This window comes from bacterium Scap17, from assembly GCA_013376735.1.
In the GTDB taxonomy this organism is placed as follows: domain Bacteria; phylum Pseudomonadota; class Gammaproteobacteria; order Pseudomonadales; family Halomonadaceae; genus Cobetia.
In genome coordinates this window covers 1,528,505-1,552,474 of sequence record VINJ01000001.1, presented here as the reverse complement: position 1 = coordinate 1,552,474, position 23,970 = coordinate 1,528,505, and the positions used below count along the sequence as shown (strand labels likewise).

Annotated in this window: 13 protein-coding genes; 6 read left to right on the top strand and 7 right to left on the bottom strand. The window is 55.0% G+C overall.

Going from position 1 to position 23,970, the window contains the following annotated elements; all coding sequences use genetic code 11:
• Positions 1-12 precede the first annotated feature (12 nt).
• Positions 13-1,518 (top strand): AbgT family transporter, encoded by a 1,506-nt coding sequence (locus FLM52_06710; protein NVN55484.1) that lies wholly within the window; start codon positions 13-15, stop codon positions 1,516-1,518.
• Position 1,519: 1 nt separating this feature from the next.
• Here FLM52_06710 and FLM52_06705 read toward each other — a convergent pair whose 3' ends face one another.
• The 7 genes from FLM52_06705 to FLM52_06675 form a co-directional block, all read right to left on the bottom strand.
• A complete protein-coding gene (locus FLM52_06705) occupies positions 1,520-2,416 on the bottom strand; it encodes a LysR family transcriptional regulator (GenBank protein NVN55483.1) in 897 nt (298 codons plus the stop codon).
• Between the two features lie 591 nt (positions 2,417-3,007).
• Positions 3,008-4,105, bottom strand: a complete 1,098-nt coding sequence (locus tag FLM52_06700; protein NVN55482.1) for a hypothetical protein — start codon at positions 4,103-4,105, stop codon at positions 3,008-3,010.
• A 237-nt stretch (positions 4,106-4,342) separates the two neighbouring features.
• A complete protein-coding gene (locus FLM52_06695) occupies positions 4,343-4,933 on the bottom strand; it encodes an AAA family ATPase (protein NVN55481.1) in 591 nt (196 codons plus the stop codon).
• A 1-nt stretch (position 4,934) separates the two neighbouring features.
• Complete coding sequence (locus tag FLM52_06690; protein NVN55480.1) at positions 4,935-6,161, bottom strand: radical SAM protein; 1,227 nt, start codon at positions 6,159-6,161, stop codon at positions 4,935-4,937.
• Between the two features lie 331 nt (positions 6,162-6,492).
• Complete coding sequence (locus FLM52_06685; protein ID NVN55479.1) at positions 6,493-8,703, bottom strand: ankyrin repeat domain-containing protein; 2,211 nt, start codon at positions 8,701-8,703, stop codon at positions 6,493-6,495.
• 54 nt (positions 8,704-8,757) lie between these two features.
• Positions 8,758-10,274, bottom strand: a protein-coding gene (locus FLM52_06680; GenBank protein ID NVN55478.1) for an IS3 family transposase whose coding sequence is annotated in 2 segments (ribosomal slippage) — positions 8,758-9,848 and positions 9,848-10,274 — 1,518 coding nt in all. Because the reading frame shifts where the segments join, the coding sequence is not laid out codon by codon here.
• Positions 10,275-10,390: 116 nt separating this feature from the next.
• Positions 10,391-10,996 carry a hypothetical protein gene (locus FLM52_06675; protein NVN55477.1) on the bottom strand — a complete coding sequence of 202 codons (606 nt, stop codon included), beginning with the start codon at positions 10,994-10,996 and terminating at the stop codon, positions 10,391-10,393.
• Between the two features lie 475 nt (positions 10,997-11,471).
• Here FLM52_06675 and FLM52_06670 point away from each other — a divergent pair, with 475 nt between their 5' ends.
• The 5 genes from FLM52_06670 (at position 11,472) to FLM52_06650 (ending at position 23,966) form a co-directional block, all read left to right on the top strand.
• Entirely contained in the window at positions 11,472-14,372 is a 2,901-nt protein-coding gene (locus FLM52_06670) for a DEAD/DEAH box helicase (GenBank protein ID NVN55476.1), read from the top strand.
• Positions 14,373-14,469: 97 nt separating this feature from the next.
• The gene (locus FLM52_06665; GenBank protein NVN55475.1) at positions 14,470-19,647 is read left to right on the top strand and encodes a hypothetical protein; all 5,178 of its coding nucleotides are present in this window, start codon (positions 14,470-14,472) and stop codon (positions 19,645-19,647) included.
• Positions 19,648-19,783: 136 nt separating this feature from the next.
• The gene (locus FLM52_06660; GenBank protein NVN55474.1) at positions 19,784-22,078 is read left to right on the top strand and encodes a hypothetical protein; all 2,295 of its coding nucleotides are present in this window, start codon (positions 19,784-19,786) and stop codon (positions 22,076-22,078) included.
• Entirely contained in the window at positions 22,078-22,803 is a 726-nt protein-coding gene (locus FLM52_06655) for an OmpA family protein (GenBank protein NVN55473.1), read from the top strand. The genes FLM52_06660 and FLM52_06655 overlap by 1 nt, the downstream gene beginning before the upstream one ends.
• Complete coding sequence (locus FLM52_06650) at positions 22,800-23,966, top strand: HNH endonuclease (protein NVN55472.1); 1,167 nt, start codon at positions 22,800-22,802, stop codon at positions 23,964-23,966. The genes FLM52_06655 and FLM52_06650 overlap by 4 nt, the downstream gene beginning before the upstream one ends.
• The last annotated feature ends 4 nt before the right edge of the window (positions 23,967-23,970 follow it).

Sequence of the window (23,970 nt, the reverse complement as noted above, 5' to 3'; positions counted from 1 at the left end):
AGGACAACAACAATGCAAGCCGTTCTCGCATCCATCGAACGTACAGGGAACAAGCTCCCTCACCCCTTCATTCTGTTCACGATTCTGGCAGGACTGATCATCGTCGCCTCGGCGGTGCTGGACCTACTCGGCGTGTCTGCCGTCAATCCGCAAAGCGATGCCGTGGTACATGTGCGTAGCCTGGTATCACCGGAGGGCCTGGAGTTCATGTTGACCAGCGTGGTCAGCAACTTCATCAACTTCCCGCCCTTGGGGCTCATCCTGGTCGTCATGTTCGGGATTGGACTGGCTGACAAGGTCGGCCTCATGTCCACGCTCATGCAGGTCAGCGTCGCGAAAGCGCCCCCGGTACTGCTGACGTTCTGCATCTTCATGGCGGGTATCTGCGGCAGTATCGCCTCGGATGCCAACTATCTGATCCTGATCCCGCTGGCAGCAATGGTGTACCACTCCGTGGGCCGTCATCCCATCGCTGGCGCTGCGGCAGCCTATGCAGCTGCCGGCGCCGGCTACGATGCCAGTCTGTTCGTGACCGTAGGCGACGCACTGTTCTCCGGTATCACCACGGATGCTGCCAGGCTCGTGGACCCCGAGGCTTACATTTCCCCTGTCGACAACTACTACTTCGTCGCCTGCTCGGTGTTCGTGCTGGCAATTGTCGGGACTCTCATCATCGACAAAGTGGTGGAGCCGCGTCTGCAACGTGTCCTGCCCATGGGCAAGGACTTCACGGCACAGGGCGAAAAGCCTGAGCTGAAGCCTGAAGAATGGACCGGCATCAAGCGCGTCGGTCTGGCCACATTGGCCTATGTAGCACTTGTCTTGATCGCGGTGCTGCCTGAGACTTCACCGCTGCGCAATGCCGATGGTGGCTTGATCCCCTCTCCGTTCCTCAAGTCCCTCGTGCCGCTGATGTTCCTGTACTTCGTACTGATTGGCCTGGTCTACGGCGCGACTGTCGGCCAGATCACCAGCAGTCGCGATGTGCCAAAGAAGATGGCGGAATCTGCCAGCGAGCTGGCCCCGACACTGGTGCTGTTCTTCGCGATCTCGCAGTTCATCGCCTACTTCAAGTGGTCCGAGCTGGGTCAGTTCATTGCCATTGAAGGCTCCGATATCCTGCAGAGCACAGGCTTTACCGGTCTTCCGCTGGTCGGTGCCTTCATCGTGATGACTGCAGTGCTCAACATCTTCATGACGAGCGGCTCCGCGCAATGGGCGCTGATGGCACCGGTCTTCGTGCCCATGCTGATGATGATCGATTTCGACCCTGCCTTCGTGCAGGCGATGTTCCGTATCGGGGATTCCAGTACCAACATCATCTCGCCGATGAGCCCCTACTTCTCGGTGGCGCTGGTCTACATGCAGCGCTATCAACCGGAAATGGGCCTCGGCACCCTCGTTGCCACCATGCTCCCGCTGGCGCTTGGCTTCCTGATCGCCTGGTCGGCCTTCCTGATGCTATGGCTCTCGCTGGGCTGGGCCATCGGGCCGGGGGTCTACATGATGGCGAGCTGAGTCAGTGCATCCCCATCATCACCTTCCATAGATAGTCGGCAGCCGGCGTCAGCCGTCTGCCGACTCTGCGTACCAGATTGCCTTGGGTCGCCTCTGCCAAAGAATGCTCGATGGGGACGGCAGACAGGAGTCCCGCCGAGACCTCTTCATGTGCAGCGGCTGCCGTCATGAAGGCGACACCAACGCCTGCACAGGCCATCCGACGGGAGATGGAATGCAGATTGCAGCGGTAGGAAGGCGTCGCAACCTGGCCTGCCGTACGGAAGATGTCATTGACCAGACGCTGCGACCCCGAAACCTCCGGCAGGAAGATCAACTTGTGACGTGCCAACTCCGCCACGGAGACGCTTTCATGATCTGCCAAGGGATGGTCCCTTGCCACGAGCGCACATAGAGGCCCGCGGGCAAAGGAATGCACGACCAGGCGTGGGTCTACTACCGGTCCATAAGTCACCGCGATATCCACCTCATCATGCAAGACCATCTCATGAGGCTCACGCGGCACATAGATGCCGGTCCGCATATCGATCATCACATCCGGATAACGCTTTGCGACGGTACTCAGCACCGACTTGATGAAGCTGTCCACGAAACCATCACCGACAGAGACAGTGACCTGCCCTGTCTGCAGATTCTTCCAGCGGGACAGCGTATCGCGAAGCTCAGAGTTGAGTTGCCGCTGTGCCAGATAACTTTCCAGCACCAGTCTCCCCGCCTCCGTTGGCAATACGTGGCGGCCATTTCTCTCGAGCAACGCCACGCCCAGCTCATTCTCCAGACTCCGGATCTGACGCGTCACGACAGAAGGATTCACATCCAGATGCTCCGCTGCCGCCCGAACCCCACCACAACTGCTGACTTCCTGCAGATAAAGCGCGCGCTTGTCCAGACACTCCATTTGTCACTACGCCTCTGAGACTTCATCGTCATATTTGATGACTTGCCCGGTACCGAGAGCCACCTTGGCTTACAGGCTATCCTCGGAAGATATTATCAAGCTGACAGCCGTCTCGTGTCTGAGCGCATGGCTGATCGCGTACTTTTCCGCTCATTTCACATCTTTTTGCATGGTCCTGCGCAATTACCTGCCTCTTCGAAGGCCACCGTCGTCAATCACGCGAGGAAGTGGATGTTAATAAGCCCTCTCAGCAAAGTGACAGTGATTGACACCGCCGCAAACAATAATGGCCATCGTGAAGAGTTCACGACGGCCATTTTTCATCACTCTCATCCTTGTCACCCAGGCGCGCAGTCCCGTTCTGCAGCTGCTTTCCTGCGGCTCACCCTTATCGGCCCCCCACTACCTCAAGGCACGCCAGTCGTTCTACAGCATATCTCGATGGGTCCGCCGCTGATGTGGACACAACCCTTTGGGAATGAAAGTTGCTTGATCGGCTGGCTCATTAGGCGGTAGCGGTATCGCCTGATTCCACCCCGTGGTGACAACCAGGCACCAACGCCAGGATTTATGCAGTATTACCCTGAACTTTCAAACAGTACCTATATCACCTATCCTACCCTTAAAGATAATTTTGCACATCTTAACGGCTACCCATGCAATATAAATTAAAGATGTGATCATTGAAATCACCAAAATAATCATCTCCATTAGCAACATTGAGACTCTATAGACGCCTTTCGCAATATCAGGCAATATCTTCAAAGTACCACGAAATGCACCTTTAAACTTATCTGACAATATCTCCAGCCGTTTTATACCCTTAATGCTATCCGCTCGGCTTAGAGCATCTAACGCACCTCTTAAACTCGCCCTGGATCTAATATTTTTTATACTACCGGCAACACCTAAAACTTGATTGGCTTTGTTCATGGAAATAATCTTACTTGCAGAACCAGTCAAATCATCCCAGTAACGCCCATCAACGAGCTGAGAGGTAGTCATGTTTCTAAATTTACTTGAAACCTTGGCCAGCATTTCTTTATCGATTACATCTTTGCTTATATTTTTTATCTGAACAGACAATCCTTTACTTAATTTTCCAGTCTTTTTAGCCAACTTTACTATAGACATACCTGCCTTCAGGGGTGCTACAGCACCTACACTCGCTACTGTAGCACCTGTCATCAAGATCCCTGTGCCAGCAAAAACCAATACTACATTATCTTGGTCTGGCCAACGCTTTATCTCACTGGCAAAGTCTCGTATATCTCCAATAGAAGTCATATCACTAACGATGGCAGCACTCAATCCCGCCGCTCCGACAGATTCTCCAGTGCTGACTCCCGACCATATGTCTTGACCAACCCTTGTAGACGTTTCCCAAAAGCCTTTTTCCTGCTCAAGGTCCTCCAGGATTTTTGAATCGAGCATCACGTTTTGTTGTTGAGCCAACAAAACTATAGAGTCAGCAAGTTCTATATCCTTGCCCTCAATAGCGAGCTGTATTTGTTTTTCATACTGTTCAGAAGGCAAGGATGAAAGCCGATACTTTGCCAGCTTGTAAGTATCATTCAACAACAAGATTTCAGCAGCTTCGAATGCTCTGGGAGACAACTGCACGATACCAATTATGACTGGCAAAACCCAGATATAGGGAAAAAACTTCCGCCAAGAAAATAGAAACACCTTATATCTCCTTCAATTTCATGTCTTTCTTTAAATGGTTAATTTACAAAACAAAATAATACAAACCAAAGGATTATGAGTAATCAATCAAACTTTACACATAACCTACTAAAGGTTAACCAAAAATCATGCAGCCAATTGTCATGCGATGCAAAAATTTTGATCACTTGGCTTTACTGACCTAACCAAAATGTCATTATAAATATCACTCCCAACAACAAGCCACGGTTACTCCAACTAGAGATCGAACAAAGAGCATTTGATCTCGTTTATATGCGAATCACTTATCAATCCCACTAGCTTTGTACAAACATCATCTATTGTCATCCCGTCTATATTAATCGCTATATCGGCACGACTTTTAAGCTCATTTGACACACAGTGACGAAAATCTGGATCGAGAGTTTCCTGGTCTTCAGGTGTACAGCCTCGATGACCAAGTCTCTTCTGACGCTCCGCTTCACCCAAGAGAAGAAGAACAGTCATATCTGGCTTGACCATATCTTTAAACAAAATTGACAGATCAGATTTGACCCCTCTGGCCTTGGCATATGCTTGGGTAGAGGCACAATAACGATCCATGAAGACCCACTTCCCCTGCTCTACCAAATACGCTGCTTTTCTACCTTGGCTGGAGACACTCGCCATATAAAATAGTGCTTTCGCAAGCTCGTCATCTGCTAAAGCCTCCAGCACTGCCTGACGACTCTTGGCCAAACCTTCTCCAGGAGTTGACATGGCATGCCCAGAAAATCGATTGGCTAATTCTCGTACTATTGTGGTTTTACCCACACCATCCATTCCCTCGATAGCGATAAATTTTCCCATCTCATGACTCCTCCAAGGAGTCTGCAATCTTGGCCATCTCTTTATATTCTTCTTCAGTAAAGCTATTGCTAGCGATAACTATCGGTATCGCCTGATCAACACTCTCAACATAGCCATATTGATCCTTTTGGTCATAGAGGGGGGTACCACGCAATAGCATCAAGGGCCATGCGCGAACTCTAGGAACCTCTTGTTGTAAACACCAGTCGACACTAGCCCGAAAGCTATCCAATGTCTGGTGAGGGAGCCCATAGATAAGTGAAACCTCAAAATCAATATTTCTCCCGTGTAGCTCACGGATTTTCTCTTTAACGATGACCATATTATTAGGTCTCGAGATAGCACGATACTCAGCTTCAATAGTGGTCTGAAGCCCGAATTCCAGTGTCACATCAAGCCCTTCAAGTGCATCCAGAAACTCTGGAGTACAAGTTTCAAAGCGGCATTGCAACGCAAGCTGTGCTGTAACACCAGCAGCTTTGATACTATTCAAAACTTCGATAGCTCGCGCTGGATTAGTATGAAATATCGGATCCAATATCGAAATTCGCTTGACCCCATAAGCTGCAAAAAGTGCCAGCTCTTTATCAAGACGCTCTACGTCAAAACGCTGATGATGTAGCCTCTTGCCAGGTTCACGATGTTGACAGAATGAGCATTTGAACGGGCATCCTCTTTGAGTCTCCCAGCGGATGCTAGCTTTAGGCTCTACGGTTCCTAACAAGTAAGGTGAAGGCAAAGACAATAGATCATGATCCGCCCTGCGACCATGATCTATCGTGCCGGCAACATGAATACCACAATCGTCTGGAAACTCACCATGGGCCAATGACACCATGGCCATCTCGCCTTGACCACGAACGAAGTAATGAACACCAGGATATGTCTCTTCCAATTGCCCTGCTGGCATATACGAAACTTGCGGACCACCCAACACTATTTTCGCTTCAGTATCAGCAACCCGCTGAATCAACTGCTGCACTTCAGAGTCATTCCAGACATAGGTCCCGAAACCTACCAAGCAATCTATTCCCGCCGCAGCGATTGCTGACTTAAGTTCTTCCAGCACTGAGTCGAGGGAGAAGCTGGGAGAGTTGATCTGTGTTTCAATGATTTGACACGACACCTGGTTATCTTGAAGTGCGGCCGCAATGGAGCCAATCCCCAAACCGGTCTTACCGTCCTGAGGGCGTCTCCAGTCCAAGGATACAAGAATCACAGGAGTCATTGTGACACCTCCTGATACTGCTTTTGATAACCAGTTGCGTTTGCGTGCTCACAGCGACGCACATCGTGTCGGAAATTTTGAAAGGCTCGTCGATCACCTGGCGTAGTAGGCACGATAACCATGCCGGTGCCCTTGGGTGGATAGAGTTTGTAATGCCGTCCTTTGGCGTATGTCCAGCCAAGCTGGACCAGCTTTCGCGTCAATTGGTTGATATCCTTGTCTTTACTGAAATACATGAGAAGCCCTCATCACATAGTGTGCTTGCACTATGCAACAGAGGGTGATTTCCACGCCCGTCAGACAGCCGAAAAAAAAATCGAAAAGTGTTCAGTCAAGGTTTGGGCTGATGACGCAACCCCTCAAGGTGCTTGGCAACCACGTGTTGCTGATTTTTGATAGCAATCCATAGAGCATTTTTTTCGTTGCCTGGGGAAGCTTCTTCCAGCGAAGCCCAAGGGTCTCCACCGCTATCGATCATCACTTTCACTATCTCGAGATCACCGAGCTGAGCGGCAAAAAGCATTGGCGTCCAACGCGACTTTCCATCGTTGGCAGCCTTGTATCGCTGATTCGGGTTGGCGCCATTCTTGAGCAGAGTCATGACCACTTCTTTACGTGCGGCAACAGGTCGATCGTAGTGCTTACGAAGCGCTTCAATAACGTTATTTTTCCAAACCTCGTCGATCATGAATCGCCTTGCCTGGCGCACACCCTGCAGTTCACTATCCAAGATAGCGCCTCCCTTGGCATCGAATGCATCACCTGGTACGCGCCCCGAGTAATAGTCTTGGGAATGAAGTACTTTCCCTGAGGGTAAGCTTTGATGAAGCAATGCCATTGCATAGACGAGTGCGCTTGGAGAAGTAAAACATGGGTTCTCTATATTAGCCCCCAAGACAATCAACCTTTCAACAATAGTCAGGTCTGCCATTTCCAGTGCTATCTTGAGAGGTGTCTCACGCTTGGTAGAGGCAGGCCTATTGACTGTATCTGGTGTGAGGTCCAAGCTTAAGATATATTTTAAAATATCTGAATTACCAGAATCATAGGCTCGCCGGAGGCTTATTATCAAAGCATTATCACCTGACTCAGGTATAAAAACATTAGGGCAACCGCCAGCTGCTATCATTTTTTTTACATCTGCAAGTGAGCCTTGCATGACGGCATCCATCAGTGGTGTATAGCGTATTCTACCGTTGGCCACGGCTCGTTTTCGATTAGGATTCAACAGATCTTTGGATGTGATTGAGAAGGGACTGTCATTCACTATCGTCCGCACTGCAGGTGGAATCCGCGACTTGGATTTTTGTGGTGAAAAACGCCGTTCAAATTCAAATGATAGACGTCGCATCTCTTGTTCATCCAACGGTTTCTTAGGTAATTCATTCAGACCAAGAAGATATGCTTTATCCCAGTAGTGTTCAGCTTTGACCTTCTTTCCCATTCCAACAGAATAGCATAGCGCCTCATGTATAAGGATACATTGATTGGGGCCTGCTCGCCCCCACGCCTGCTCACAGGCTTCACCATATTGTCTTGATGCTAAAACTTCGTGCCCAAGGTGAGCTTCCAAACGAGCAGATAACCAAAGCCATAAATATTCATACGCTATAACCTGATCTGTGCCATATTTCTCATAGGCCGCACGCAACCAATCTAGCCGGATACGGATGTCCCTCTCATTCTTGCAAGGACTACTGAAAAGTTGTTCAATTTCGTCAAATAATGCTTTTATTTGATAGCGCAAATCGAGGCAACGCCTGTCAGCCGCCTCCTGCATCATGCTCATTATGACTTCTTTATCGCTTTTCAGGGAATTGACATCTGTAGTCTGAAAGTATTTAGCAATATCAGCACGTAGTTTCTCAGATATCGACTGCAGCGCGACCGATATAACTAACCACCCGGTAAGTTGCTCGATCCTTTTCTTATCCAAGTGCGTGTCGATAAGCATAGCTTGTACCGCATGACGATAAGGCCAGAGCGATGCACCTATAGTCCCTCCTTGCCTCCAACGCTCCAACGTTCGCGCATCTACCTCCAGATGACTCTCTAGGCGCTCTACTAGCTGTGCTCCTGATAGATCGCTATAATCTGACACTATACTCAACCATGTTGCAAATGGTTGATCCCACCAGAATACAGGAATATGGAACTGTGTTTCGTTACTTGCACGGCGAATGAAACCAGAAATCTCCGGCGTTACTACTGATCGTTGTAGCACAACCTTGGCTTTGGATGAAATTAATCCAGTAGTATCAACTTCACGTGAAAGTATTTGCAATTTCTTTATGTGCTGTTGAAAGTAAGAGTTGACGAGATTATGCCACTCAATTCCGCAGTCCTCTTGTAAGGCACGAAGCCATGTATTCTGGGAATATTGAAATAGAGTAAAATTACTCCCTGGACGACTGCCATTTGACATATCGTCAAGGTCTTTATCTCCCCCTATATTTTCGAAATATGGTCGATAGCCTGTAAGCCTGACTAATATCCGCAATACTTCACCTGACTCAGGAATGACTCTAGTTAAATCCTTCATAACTCCCTCCCGGAATCTGTCAACATAGTTGGCACATGAAGTGGTGCTGGCTTTTTAAAATCCTGCTGCCTGCGGTATCGGATCCCGCTCCGGATTCAAATGCACTATCTCCGGCAGGTCGAGTTTTCGGATGTCGCCTGACCATCGCTCCGGGTGACGCTGCTTCGCGGCCTCGAAGACCTCTCGGCGCTGCGTCAGAATGCCTTTGGCCTCGCCGTCATGACGCTGGCTCGGCGTGACGTAGCGAAGGGCGCTGTGCCGGTGCTCATGGTTGTACCACTCGGTAAATTGCTGAACCCAGTCCTGAGCCTCGGCCAGGGTGGCGAACCCGTCGATGGGGAAGCCCGGCCGGTACTTCAGCGTCTTGAAGGCCGACTCGGCGAAGGCATTGTCGTTGCTGACTCGCGGTCGGCTGTATGAGGGAGTGATGCCCAGGTCATAGAGCTTTTCCAGGAAGGTCGCTGCCTTCATCGGGCTGCCGTTATCTGAATGCAGAATCAAGGGTTTATGACGATCTGTCAGGCGCTCTCGCCAGCAGGCTTTCTGGATCAACTCAGCGGCCAGCTCGCCAGTCTCTGTTTCATAGATCTCGTGCCCGACGATCTTGCGGCTGAAGACGTCCATTATCAGGTACAGATACCACCAAGTGCCGCGCGCGGGACCGGGCAGCCACGAAATGTCCCAGCACCAAAGCTGGTTCGGCGCCGTCGCCTGGTGAGTGGTCGGTGGGCGCTTACGCTGAGGGGCCTGCTGTCGACCCCGGTGATGTTGCTGATCATATTCATGAAGCACTCGGTATATCGTCGACTCAGAGGCCAGATAGCGGCCCTTGTCAGCCTGATCGGCCACGATGAAGGCCGGAGGGCGGCTTCGGTACTCTGGAGCGTTGCACAACGCCACGATCGATTTTCGCTCCTCGGGAGATAGCTTGTTGGCCGGTTCCGGGCGATCGGCGTCGGGACGGCGGTCCGCCGTCACTTCGCCTTCTGCGACCCAGCGGTAGTAGGTCCGCACGCTGATGCCCATCACCTGACAGGCCTTGGCCAGCCGAGCCCCGTCACGCTGGGCGTCTTGCACCAGGGTCACGATGCGCTGGCGATCCGGGAGGCTGGTCAGTCGTCCTCGTCGTGGGTCGTGCCCCAGATCGCCTCGGCTTTTTTTGACAGGGTCAACAGGGCCGCCGTCTCGGCGAGGGCCTTGTCCTTGCGGTGCAGCTCGCGCTCCAACTTACGGAGCCGCTTTTGCTCCGCCTTGCGAGCCTGGCGTTGTTGCTTGGCCTGCGCTGCCACGTCGTCGTTGGCGTTCATGCAGGCATCCCGCCAGGCTTCCACCTGCTCGGGGTAGAGCCCACGCTCGCGGCAATAGGCGCTGAGTTCGGCCTCGTTCATCGGGGCCGTCTCCAGGACGATCTGGAACTTCTCCTGGCTGGTCCACTGGTCGGGCTGGGTGGAACGTGATGGCAAAACTTGTCCTCGCTCTCTGGCCTGTTTCCGCCAATTGTAGAGGGTTGTTGCAGTGATGCCTTCCTGTTCGGCCAATTCCGGGATGGTCATGCTCATAGGCGGCGCCATCTTCTTGAGGATGGCTTCCTTACGCTCTGTGGAATAACGCACGTTGATCACCTCTCAATCCGTTTAGGTGACAACTACGCTGGCAGATAGGGCTCCTTGGAGCAATACAAATAATTTTATGATGAAACCTTATTGTCAATCAATACACTCAACAGAGATTGTATATCTTCAGGGTGAACTGGTCTTGTAGTTCCCCTATGTTGTTCTTTTTTTGCCTTGCTTTTCGCTGACTCTCTTAAACAAGATCCGCTATAAAACACGAAAAGCAATGAAAGCCCAAAAGTAAAAGGTGCCAGAGCAATCGCAATTATCAAAGAAAAACACCCTTCTTTGGCATTCGTCTCCTCTTTCAATCTAGCTTCTTTTTGAGCCTTTTCCGCTTCAACATGTAGCTGATCATCCAAGCCGAGCACATCCTTATAAAACATAGCTCCGCATCGATCACGCCTCGTATACCGATCTGCACGCTTGCCTCTATCTACACGGGCTGCATACCGACTGAAATGGTCCAGAAGCGTTTGTTCCACATCCCAACCATCTTCTTGATACGTGATGAACAAAGGCTTGGCAGAATATTCCTTCAATGCAGGCAGCCCTCCCTCGTCTCCGGGGAAGAACCTCAATTCATAACAAATCTTATTGTTTTCAATCGTCTTCAGATAACTCACATAACCTGAAGACTGTTCAGGGCGATACCACCACCGTATAATACTTTTTAACATTCACTTACCATAAAAATCGTGAAACTCTGGCACTAGTCAATCGAAGACGCTTATACCTGCTCAATGGGGACAAAACTTATCAATATATCTACGAGGCAATTATCAGTTATCAGCTTCCCTCTCTACCAAGGCACTACAACTACACCGCACCCACGGCTACCGCAGTGCTTACGAGAAGCACATCAGTGTTAACTACAGCACGTAACCAATATATGATAATGTGCAAAGAAACGACACAAGCGTCGCACAATCGAGACGAAAGAGTAAGCACTGTCAACATACGACAGCCCTGTTTCGTGCTCGTCACCAGGGCCAAAAGCCTAGTGACTGTGGCGCTCAAGGGCCATCCAGCAAGAAAATGTGCTTCGCATTTTCAGTCACACTGAATGGATTTACAGCCTGACGTGCCAAGTCAGCGCCCTGCTACCCTGTCTATCAGATATCGCTAAGCAACACGTCACACAAGGAAGAAGGCATGAGTCAGCCACAGTACGCTCCGGGGATGCGCCTGGAGATTCGTGATGCCGAGTGGCGCCTGACCCGAATGGATCACAGCAGTGATGGCGAGTACGTTCTTCACTGCACTGGTCTTTCGGAGCTGGTGCGTGGAAGAGAGGCGAGTTTTCTCACCCGGCTTGAGCCCAACATTCGTGTGCTCGCCCCGGAGAAAACAGCCCTGGTGGATGATCTCTCTCCAGGCTTCCGTGCTGGCTTGTTGAACCTGGATACCCAACTGCGTGCTACGGCTCCAGCTGACGATGCCGTTCAGCTCGGTCACATGGGTGCCATGGACACGCTGGACTTCCAGCTCGAGCCGACTCGTCAGGCGCTACGTCAACCGCGCCAGCGCATCCTGATCGCGGATTCCGTCGGCCTGGGCAAGACGCTGGAAGCCGGTATTCTGACCAGTGAGCTGATTCACCGTGGCCGAGGCAAGCGCATTCTCGTGCTTGCCGTGAAATCCATGCTGTCCCAGTTTCAGCAGGAATTCTGGAATCGCTTCACCATCCCGCTGACACGTCTGGACTCCGTGGGCCTGGCGCGCGTCCGCCGCCACATTCCCAGCAATCACAACCCGTTCCACTACTACGATCGGGCAATCGTCTCCATCGATACCCTCAAGCAGGACCTCGAATATCGGCATTATCTCGAGCAAGCCTACTGGGACATCATCATCATCGATGAAGCACACAATGTGGCCGAGCGCGGCAGTCACTCCCAACGTGCGCGTCTAGCCAGATTGCTGGCGACGCGTTCGGACACGCTCATCATGCTGTCGGCCACTCCGCACGACGGCAAGGCCGAAAGCTTCGCCAGCCTGGTCAACATGCTGGACCCCACCGCCATCGCCGATACCTCGAATTACGCCCACGAGGACTTCCGTGACAAGGGGCTGGTCATCCGCCGCTTCAAGAAGGACGTGCGAGATCAGCTCGGTGAATTCCCCGACCGCGAGATCGACAAGCACTACGCGACCGCCAGCCCCCTGGAAGAGCGTGCCTATGATCTATTGATGGAGACACCCTTCCAGAGTCTTGACGGCAAAGGTCGTCAGGGGCTCTTCCGCACCACGCTGGAAAAAGCCCTGTTTTCAAGCCCTGCGGCTTGCACCAGTATCCTGGCCAACCGTCTCAAGGCATTAGCCAAGCGTGAGCAGACACCGGAGCGCAACGCGGATATCGAGAATCTCACCACCCTGCACGACATTGTCTCGGAGATCACTCCCGACAAGTTCGGCAAGTATCAGGCGTTGTGTGAGCTGATCGGCAAGAAGGCCGGCCAGGGGGGGCTGGGCTGGACACGCACCGAGGATGACCGCCTCGTCATCTTTACCGAGAGCCTCAAGACCCTCGACTTCCTGCGCGAACATATCGAGCGTGACTGCGGCCTCAAAGCCAAGCAGATCGGAGTGCTCAAGGGCACCGACAGCGATCGCGATCTGATGGCGACCGTCGAGAGCTTCAATCGCGGCGACAGTCCGCTGCGTCTGTTACTGTGCTCCGATGTTGCCTCCGAGGGGATCAACCTGCACCACCTCGCTCATCGCATGGTGCACTTCGACATCCCCTGGTCGCTGATGGTCTTCCAGCAGCGCAACGGCCGTATCGATCGTTACGGCCAGCGCCATACGCCCCAGATTCGTTACCTGCTCACCGAGAGTACCAATGCTCGCGTACGCGGTGACCAGCGTGTACTGGAAGTGCTGATCGACAAGGATGACCAGGCCAGCCGCAATATCGGTGACCCTTCCGAGTTTGCCACTGCCCTGACCCAGCAGGAGCAGGAAGAGAAAGTCGCCGAAGTCATGGCCGCTGATACCACCAGTGATGCTGGCCAGAGTCTTTTCGAGGGCCTGTTCGACCTGGACAACCCCATGGAAGACACCCTGGCTCAGTTCACTCCGGAAGCGGTCACCCCTGCTCCGGCCAAACGACCGCGCGGCCTCTATGAGGACACCCTCCACTGGGCGGGCCACGCACTGCGTTGGCTGGACGCCGAGATGCGCGACAACAATCAGTCACTGCAGATGCAGGTCGACCGCAAGGCACGACGTGTCGAGCTGACCGCTCCTTCGGATCTCCGTCAGCAGCTCAAATGGCTGCCACGCGAGATTCGCCCGGCACATGATCGCTTCATCCTCAGCGACGACATCGACACGCTCAAACGCCACTTTGCGCTGGCCCGCCAGGAAGACAGCCCATGGCCGAGCGTGCAATATCTATGGCCGCTGCACCCGGTGATGCAGTGGTTGCGTCAACGTGTCTTGAATGCCTTCGGTCGCCACAGGGCGCCTGTCATGCGAGTGCCATCGGTATTGGCCACGGATGAAGCGCTCTTCGTTCTGCATGGCGGCTATCCCAACAAGCGCGGACAGAGCCTGATGGAAGCCTGGATTGCCGTACCCGCCACCCATGTGGGCGGCAAGTGGCAGGCCGGCACGCCAGAGCCTCTCGAAGAGGCACTGGAACGCCTTGAATTGAATCCCGAAGCCCTGCCCAACCCCGGCATAGAAGGCGACACCCGCGCCCTCGCCGCCGCCCTACCCGCAGTGGTGGATCGCGCCCGTGTACAGCTCTCCGCACTGCGCAAGGTACGCGAGAACGAGCTGAATGAGCGCCTCAACGTACAGATGAGCGCCATGGATGAGCTCAAGAAGCGCCATCATCGCCAGCTGGACCTGACACTGGAAAGTAGCCGAGAAGCCGCCGGCCGCAAGCAACAGCGCCGCGACGAGGCCACAGCCGGCATAGAACGTACCTTCGACGATTACGAAGCCTGGCTGGAAGACACCCAGATGCTGGAGTCGCTGCCCTTCATCCAGGTCGCTGCCGTCCTGACGGGCGAGCCCGCAGCCAGGAACGAAGGCCAGGCCTGAGAGCGCAGGCCAGTCACGCAAGACAGCACGACACGACATCCGCCTATTCAATATTGCGCCCGGCCACTCGCGCCGGGCACAAGGCAAGGAAAGCACCATGGCCTACGCCGGGATCAGCAACGAAAACGAGTTCTACAGCGAGCATTACCTCGCGGACATCTTCGAATCCAACATCTCCGACGTGCTGGAACGCTGGAAACAACAGGCCAGCCAGGACGACACTCGCACGCCGTGGAGTGCCCTGAGCCGTCGCGGCCACCAGCATCTGCGTGACATCGAGCAGCTGGAAGGCCTTCGCGGTGCAGACGCCAATGCACGTGTCGCCGCCGCACGAGCACTGAATGCCCCGCTGCTGTCGATTCTCGGCTATCACGCCGCGCCCAAGCGTCAGCTGCTGTCGGATGACTGTGAGATCCCGCTGCTGGCCGAGCTGACCAACGCCGATGGCCATCCGCATCTGTGGGTCGTCGAAGCCTTCTCGAAAGACACCGCCGAAGGCGATCCGCTGGAGACACAGCCACATCCTGCCCAGTACCGCACCACCAGCGCGGGCCGTGATGAAACCCCACTGCCGGAGGCCATGAGCAAGCGTATCACCGAGGGCAAGGCCAACTGGCAGGCGCTGATCTCGCGGGACATCTTCACGCTGGCCCGCCCGCCGCGCTGGGTACTCCTCGTCTCGCCCCGCCAATGGATTCTGATCGACCGCGCGCGCTTCGCACGCGCACAACTGCTGCGCTTTGACTGGGTAGAGCTGCTCGGCCGTCGTGAAGACCCGGCCCTCAAGGCCGCAAGCGTGCTCCTCTCCCGCGAAGCCATCAGCGAAGAAAGCGGCCAGAGCCTGCTGGACACCCTGGACGAGAACGCCCACAAGCATGCCTATGGCGTCAGCGAAGACCTCAAGTATGCGCTGCGCGAGTGCATCGAGCTGCTCGGCAACGAGGCCGCGCGCCAGTTGGTCGAAAAGGCGCGCAGCCAGAAGAAAGGCATTTTCTCCGGCAGCAACGAGCTGGACCCGGACGTGCTCTCTCGCGAGTGTCTGCGCGTGATGTATCGCCTGCTGTTCCTGTTCTACATCGAGGCCCGCCCAGAGCTGAACTACGCCCCGGTCGCCAACAGCATCTACCTGAACGGCTATTCGCTGGAACGCCTGCGCGAGCTGGAACTCACCCCGCTGACCAGCGAGCGCGAACGCCAGGGCAGCTATCTGCATCACTCCATCACTCAGCTGTTCACCCTCGTCTACGAAGGGGTAAGCACTGGACATCAGATGGACATGACCCAGGCGATGAGTGCGCGTGATGGCGCCTCCGCCTTTGAGATGAGCCCCCTGCGCTCCCACCTGTTCGAGCCGGCCCGCACGCCGCTGCTCAATCAGGTCGTCTTCCCCAACTATCTTTGGCAGCGCATCATCGAGCTGATGTCACTCTCGCGTGCCAGTGGGCGCAACAAGCGTCGTGGTCGTATCAGCTACGCACGTCTCGGCATCAACCAGCTGGGCGCCGTCTACGAGGCACTGCTCTCCTACCGTGGCTTCTTCGCCACCGATACACTCTTCGAGGTCAAGAAAGCCGGCGAAGCCAACCCCGATGCCCTGGAGACCGGCTATTTCGTGCCGGAGCACGAGCTGCATCACTACGCCGAGAACGAACGCGTCATGCTGCGCAACGAGCACGGCGAGCAAGTTCACAAGCGCCATGAACGCGGCAGCTTCCTCTATCGCCTGGCCGGGCGTGACCGCCAGAAGAGTGCCTCCTATTACACGCCGGAGGTCCTCACTCGCTCATTGGTCAAATACGCCCTCAAGGAGCTGTACCGCGAGCAGCTGGAGCCCCTCGCCGATGACGCCGCCCGCGCCCGACATATTCTCAGCCTGACTCTGTGCGAGCCTGCCATGGGCAGCGCCGCCTTCTTGAATGAAGCGATTGACCAGCTGGCCGACAAGTATCTCGCCCTGGCCCAGAGTGCCGGTCTGGCGCTGGATGAGGCATCACTGCCAGGCGAGCAAGCCACTGCAGCCCACCGTGATGCCGACGCTGACGCCAGCAGCACTGATGCAGGCAAGGACACCAGCACAGCACAGGGGCACCGCATTCCCCAGGCCGAATACGCCGCCCACAAGCAGCGCGTCAAGATGTACCTGGCCGATCACTGCGTGTTCGGGGTCGACCTGAACCCGGTCGCCGTGGAGCTGGCCGAGGTCTCACTGTGGCTGGCCGCCCTCTCCGATGATCGCTTCGTGCCCTGGTTCGGCTTCCAGCTGCATACCGGCAACTCATTGATCGGCGCACGCCGTGAGAGCTACCCCGCCAGCAGCCTGTCCCTCAAGGGCAACAATGCCGCCAGCTGGTTGAAGACGGCGCCCAAGGCCGTGCCCTTTTCGATCGAGTCACAGGCAGCGCTCGAGTCACAGACAGCGCTCGAGCCGCAGACGATGCCCGAGACTACGCAAGAGACAGCCGGTATCTGGCACTTCCTGCTGCCCTTCGATGGCATGGCCGCCTATGACGACAAGGTCGCCAAGACGCTCTTCCCGGAGCAGATCAAGGCGCTGAAAGCGTGGCGCAAGGACTTCACCACGTCCTTCGACCGCACGGAAATCGCGCGTCTGGAGGCGCTCAGCCGCAAGGTCAGTGCGCTATGGGATGAGCACGCCCGTGAGTTGCATCGCCTGCGCAACACCACCTCAGACCCCTACGCCATCTACGGCCAACCGGCCAAGGGGCGGCGGAGCAGCATGGCCGACAAGGACGCCGCGCATGACGCCATCAGCCGCCCGGAACAGAACAACGCCCCCGCCTATCAGCGCCTGAAACTGGCGATGGATTACTGGTGTGCGCTGTGGTTCTGGCCCTTGGAGGAACACGAAGCCCTGCCCTCACGCGCCGAATGGTTGTTCGACCTCGAGACACTTCTCGCCGGAGACACCCTCGGCCAAGGCCCGACCACCGCCACGCCAGACCTGTTCTCCGCCGACCTCGCCATCAGCCAGCCCGACGGCACCTATGATGTCGAGCAGGAGGGCCGCTCCTTCGTCGACCGCTTCGGCGTCGTCAACCGCGATCTGCTGCTCAAGGCCTGCCCGCGTTTTGCCATGGCGGCGAACATTGCCGAGCGCGAACGCTTCTTCCACTGGGAGCTGGAATTTGCCGATCTCTTCGCCGGCCTGCACAACGGCCGCCAAGGCTTTGACCTGATACTGGGGAACCCGCCCTGGCTCAAGGTGGAATGGGAAGAAAGCGGCGTGCTCGGTGATCACCAGCCGCGCTTCGTGCTGCAGAAATTCTCGGCAAGCCAATTGAATACACTGCGCGAACAGGCCATGCACGAGCATCCCGGCCTGCAGGACGCCTGGCTGGCAGATTACCAGCAGTCAGATGCCACCCAGGCCTTCCTCAACCATGCCAGCAACTATCCGCTGCTCAAGGGGGTGCAGACCAACCTGTACAAATGCTTCCTGCCGACCGCCTGGCGGCTGGGCAATGACAAGGCGATTTCCGGCTTCCTGCATCCGGAGGGTATCTACGACGACCCGAAAGGTGGCCTGCTGCGTGAGGCGGTATATCCAAGATTGCGGGCACATTTTCAGTTCCATAATGAATTGCGTCTTTTCGCCGAAGTTCACCATGCCACGATGTTCAGCATCAATGTATATGGACGAACAAAATCTCCAGATTTCTTGCATTTGGCCAATACATTTTCGCCTAATACCATAGACCAAAGCTACCTTGACAAAGTAGGTAAAGAAGACGTTCCTGCCATCAAAGATGAAGTCGAGATCAATGGAAAGTCCAAGGTTACTTGGAATACAAAGGGACACCGCGATCGATTGCTAGAGATTGACGTGGAAACACTTGAGCTATTCGCCAAGCTATATGACAGCGAGGGAACGCCTGCGCTCCAAGCTCGCCTCCCCGCGCTTCATGCCAAGCAACTCCTGGAGGTGCTGGGATGCTTTGCTCGTCAACCCAAGCGATTGGGCGACTTGAAGGGTGAGTATGTGTCGCTCGAAATGTGGCATGAAACGAATGCCCAGAAAGATGGCACCATGCGTCGCGAAACACGCTTCCCGGAATCCAGCCAAGACTGGATTCTCAGCGGCCCGCACTTCTTCGTCGGCAGTCCATTTTACAAGACGCCTCGTGCAGTCTGTACAGGTAACAGCCACTACGATGTGCTGGATCTCACCACCCTGCCCGCTGACTATCTGCCGCGCACCAACTACGTGCCAGCATGTGATGCGGAGACTTATGCTGCCCGCACGCCGCGCGTCAGCTGGGTGGAAGAAGGGGAAAGCGAGCCGAGAAAGGTGACGGAGTATTATCGCCAAGCATTTCGCGCAATGCTTTCCCAGTCGGGAGAAAGAACACTAATTAGCTCACTAGTGCCAAAAGGTGCAGGGCACATGAATGGTGTTAGAACTTACGCGTATCGAAATACGATTCTATTGATTAATCATATGGCGCTAGCGAATAGTCTACCATTTGATTTTCTTTGCAAAACCACAGGCAAAGCAAACCTGCATCAAATGCTGGACGATTTTGCAATTGTAGAACCTAATGCTCGCTCTCAGAAACAACTTACTAGTCGCATTATTAGCTTGCATTCACTTACTAGCCATTACAATAGTTTGTGGGAAGATACATACGAAACATGTTTCACCCAACAACGCTGGGCCAGCACCAGCCCGATGCTAGATCACGACTTCTTCGCCAAGCTGACGCCGGAATGGCAGCGCGATTGCGCCCTGCGATATGACTACGCCCGCCGTCAGGCATTGGTGGAAATTGATGTACTGGTGGCACAGGCGCTGGGCATGACCCTGGAGCAGTTGATTACCATCTACCGCGTGCAGTTCTCGGTAATGCGCCAGTACGAGGCCGATACCTGGTACGACGCCAAGGGCCGGATCGTCTTTACACCCAGCAAGGGACTGGCAGGCGTCGGCCTGCCGCGCAAGGCACGCAAGGCGGAGCTGAATGACGGCATTCATTACTCCATCGAGTCACCGGAGCTGACCGAATACGGCATTGCCCTGGGGTGGGAAGACATCCAGCACCTGGAGCAAGGCGTCGTCCGCAAGACCTATCAGGATGACACCCTGCCCGGCGGGCCCTATGAAACCACGGTGGAATACCACGCGCCCTTCACTCGCCCGGACAGAGAAGCGAACTATCGCGAGGCATGGGCCTTCTTTGCAGCAGAGCGAGAAGACGCGGAACCAAACGAATCAGCAGCGAGTGACAACAAGGGCCACGTGACGATAACGCCATGATCACTCGCCACTGACGCCATATCGCAAAAAGCATTGCAAAAACATTTCACGTCGTAATAGCCGCTGTCGGGAAATCCCCTCAGCGGCTGGCACATATTGGATAAAGGCCCAGAGAGGCCCGCAGGGAGCAACCGCAATGATTGAAATGATCTCCAGCCACCTGGAAGGCCAGCTGTACAGCAGCAACGCCGATACCATTACCGGCGTCTTCTGCTGGGTGATACTCGCCATCGGGATTGTCGCCCTGGTGTGCTACAAGCAGGACAAGGCGCGCAGCTTTACCCATTACACCCCGAACCTGCTGACGTCCTTGGGCATGCTGGGCACCTTCATCGGTATCGTCATTGGCCTGTTGCACTTCGATACCACCAATATCCAGGACAGCATCGCCCTGCTGCTGGATGGCTTGAAGACCGCCTTCATGACCAGTCTGTTCGGCATGGCGCTGGCCATGGCCTACAAGGTCACCACCGGTCTGAAGTTCATGCAGCCCGGGACGGATGTCGCCTCCGGCCCGGATGAAGTCGGCCCGGAGCACATTCACCAGGTGATGCAGCAGCAGAATGAGCAACTCGCCAAGCAAACTGCCAATCTGGAGAAACTGCACCTGGCGATTGCCGGCGACGACAGCGATACCCTCACCGGGCAGATTCGTCTGCTGCGTCAGAATCAGGATGACAACCACAAGGCGCTGGTGCGCGAGGTAGACCGCCAGTCCACCGCCGCTGAAGCCTTGGGCACCCACGCCGAAGCTCAGCGCCAGCGCTTTGACGCCTTCGCGCGCGAGCTGAGTGAGCAGATGCACGAGTTCGCCGAGATGATGTCGAAATCCGCCACCGAGCAGGTCATCAATGCCCTGAAGGAAGTCATCCAGGACTTCAACAACCAGCTGACGGAACAGTTCGGCGAGAACTTCAAGGCACTGGATGCCTCGGTGAAGTCGCTGGTGGAATGGCAGGAAAACTACCGCCAGCAGCTGGGCGAGATGCGTGATCAGTATGCTCAGGGCGTCACTGCCATCACCGATACCGAGAAGAGCATCGCCAACATCAGCACCAGTGCCAGCGCCATCCCGGAGACGATGTCAGGACTGGAAACACTGCTGACCGCCACCCAGCGCCAGCTGGCAGACCTCGAAGCCCACCTCGCCGCCTTCGCCGACATGCGCGACAAGGCCGTCGAGGCAGTGCCGCAGATCAATGCGCAGGTCGAGAAGACAGTGGCCGATATTTCCCAGGCCGCTCTCAATGCCGCAACCCAGCTGGTCAGCGGCGGGGAAGAACTCAAGAAGGAGCTGGTCGACGGCACCGCCAAGATCAACGCCGAGATGATCGAAGGCGCCTCCGGCCTCAACGAACGCTACAACAGCGTTCACCAGTCACTACAAGGCACGTCGGATCACCTGGCCAGCCAGTCCGAGCAGATCGCCGGTCAATTCCGTGACGCCCATGAAACCGTCAATGCTCAGGTGCGCGAGATGGTCGAACATCTTCAGCAACAGCACGAAGCCATGGGCAAGCACCTCACCGAGGGCAATGAGCGTATCGCGGGGCAACTCGATGAGCAGCACCGCCAGAGTGCAGAACGCTTCACTGCACTGCAAGGCCATCTGCAAGGCAGTGCCGATACGCTGACGCAAGGCACCGAGACCCTCAACCGACAGTTCCTCTCCGGTGCAGAACAACTGGAGAAGCGGTTCGATGAAGGGGCCCAAGGTCTCGGCAAGCAGATGCAGACCAGTGCCGAAAACCTCGAGAAGCAACTGCGTGACGGGGCTGAAGGCATGACACGCAAACTATCCGAAGGTGCCGAGGAGCTCGGCAAGGACATGCGCAGCAATGCCGAGAAGATGGCAACCGAAATGCGCGAAGGAACCCAGGGAATCGGTGAGCGCTTCGAACGACTGCACGCGACGCTGGAGCAGAATGCCGCGCAACTCAATCAGGGCGCAGAACGCCTGAGTGAGACTCACCGCAAGGGTATCGAAACGGCCGAGCAGCAGGTCAAGACCCTCATTGACCAGCTCACCCAGCAGTCCAGTCAGCTGACCCGCACTCTGGGCGATGCCGGAGTAGAAACCCAGCAGCAACTGCGCGATAGCCAGGCCCAGGCACGTGAGCAACTCGCGACCCTGCAAAATCAGTATCGTGAGGCGCTGGAAGCGGCATCCAAGCAGTATCAAGGCCAGCTCTCAGCCGCCCAGCAACAACTCAATGGCGTACTGCAAGACATCGTACGGGATACCGCCAGCTCATTGGATCAGCAGGTCAAGAACCTGGATAGCACCATGCAAGACGAGCTGACGCGCGCCTTGACGCTCATGGGCAATCAATTGGCTCAGGTAACGGGCCGCTTCACTGAGGACTACACGCAGTTGACCAATGAAATGCAGAAAGTGGTCAACCAGGGTTCACGTGCAGGAGCCTACTGATGAGTCGTCTTGATGCCCTGTTCGGCCGCGGCAGCGCGGCCGGCAGTGAAGAAGAACATCACTGGCTGAGCGTCTCTGACCTGATGGCTGGCCTGATGATGGTATTTCTGCTGATTTCCATCGCTCTGATGCAGCACGCACTCAAGGAGCGCGACCGTGTCACTCAGGTGGCGGAAACCTATCAGGCCACTCAGGTCGCGATCTTCGAGGCCCTGCGCAAGGAGTTCGAGGACGACCTCCCGCGCTGGGAAGCGGAGATAGACCCCAAGACTCTGGCCTTGACCTTCAAGTCACCCGAGGTGCTTTTTGCCACGGGGTCGTACCAGCTTCGCCCACGCTTTGAGCAAATTCTGGCGGACTTTTATCCGCGTTATCTTGAGGTCCTGGCTCCCTTCAAGTCAGTGATTGACGAGATACGTATCGAAGGACATACCTCCAGTCGCTGGAATCGACTGGTGAGTGAAGACGACGCTTACTTTCTGAACATGCAACTCTCTCAGGACCGTACGCGTTCAGTCTTGAACTACCTCTATCAGCTTCCCGAGACTCAGGCCGACAAGGCTTGGGTAAAGAAGACGACGGCTGCCGTCGGCTATTCCTCAGCGCACCCTGAGCTTGACGAGAATCAGCAGGAAAATGCGGAACGCTCACGGCGTGTCAGTTTCCGTGTATTGACCAATGCAGAGAGTCAGATTCGTACCATTCTCGACGAGGTCACCCCATGAAGCTGGAGATCTCTTTCAACACTCTGAAGTCTAAGGCGCGCCCCATGGCGCGCCCTGGTCATCGTCCACTGAGTTTGGATACGAGCCTGCCACCGCTTCCTGAACGCGAAGCACCGCCAGCGAGAAAGCCTGGAAAGCCTTTGGAGGTCGATCTACCCGATGTCGGCCCCATTGACTGGGATGATTTCGAGCATATCCGAGGTAAGGGAGACTTGCTGGAGAAGCAGGGCCAACAGGTCATGCTTTACATGCGAGGCCACTATACGCCCAAATTTCATCAAGCCCTTTTTGATGGCATAAACGGGAATAGAATCCATGTTGCCTACTGCCAGAAACTCGAAGAGATGAAGCGAGCTGGCAAACTTGATAGCGAGTACTTCTTCTCCCAGTCACTGGAAGGCCAATTCCTGATTGTCGATCGAATTACACGTGAGCAAGGGATGGCCGCACTCAAGGTTTGCAAGCTATGCCTACGCAAGCTCAACTATGAGGGCTATGTCACTCCAGGGAGAGGTACAGGAAAAATATTCGATGAATTCACGTTCCAAGGATTTTTCGAAAAATACTCCTCCTTTTTCCCCTTCCACCCTGCCATTGATGATGACAAGCAGGTTCCGGAACGCCCGAGTTACACCAAGGATTGGCCAGAGGTATCACGGAAGTTACGCGAGCAACATCACTATACCTGTAGCCAATGCCGTGTCAGCCTGAACGCTCATCGACATTTGCTCCATGTTCACCATGTCAATGCCGTAAAGAATGACAACCGCAAGGAAAACCTCCGCGTTCTGTGCATCGATTGCCATAGCAAGCAGCCGAACCATCAGCGCATGTTCGTACATCATGATGACCGTAAACTGATCGCTAGCCTTCGCAGACAGCAAGAGATGCCGATTCCTCAGAGCTGGGTGGATGTGTTCCGCTTTGCTGACCCGGGAGTACATGGCTTGTTGCATCACTTGCAGCACAACCGCACTACGGTTCCCGAGGTCGGGTTGGATATTCAGGACAGCCAGCAGATGGTCGTGGCCACACTGGAGCTGGCATGGCCACGCCGCAAGCTAGGTGTTGCCATTGATGAGACAGATATCAGTGCCGCAGAAGCCTTGGGATGGCAAGTCTTGACGGTAGAGCAGGCGCTGAATAGCCCTGGAAGCTTCTGAACCA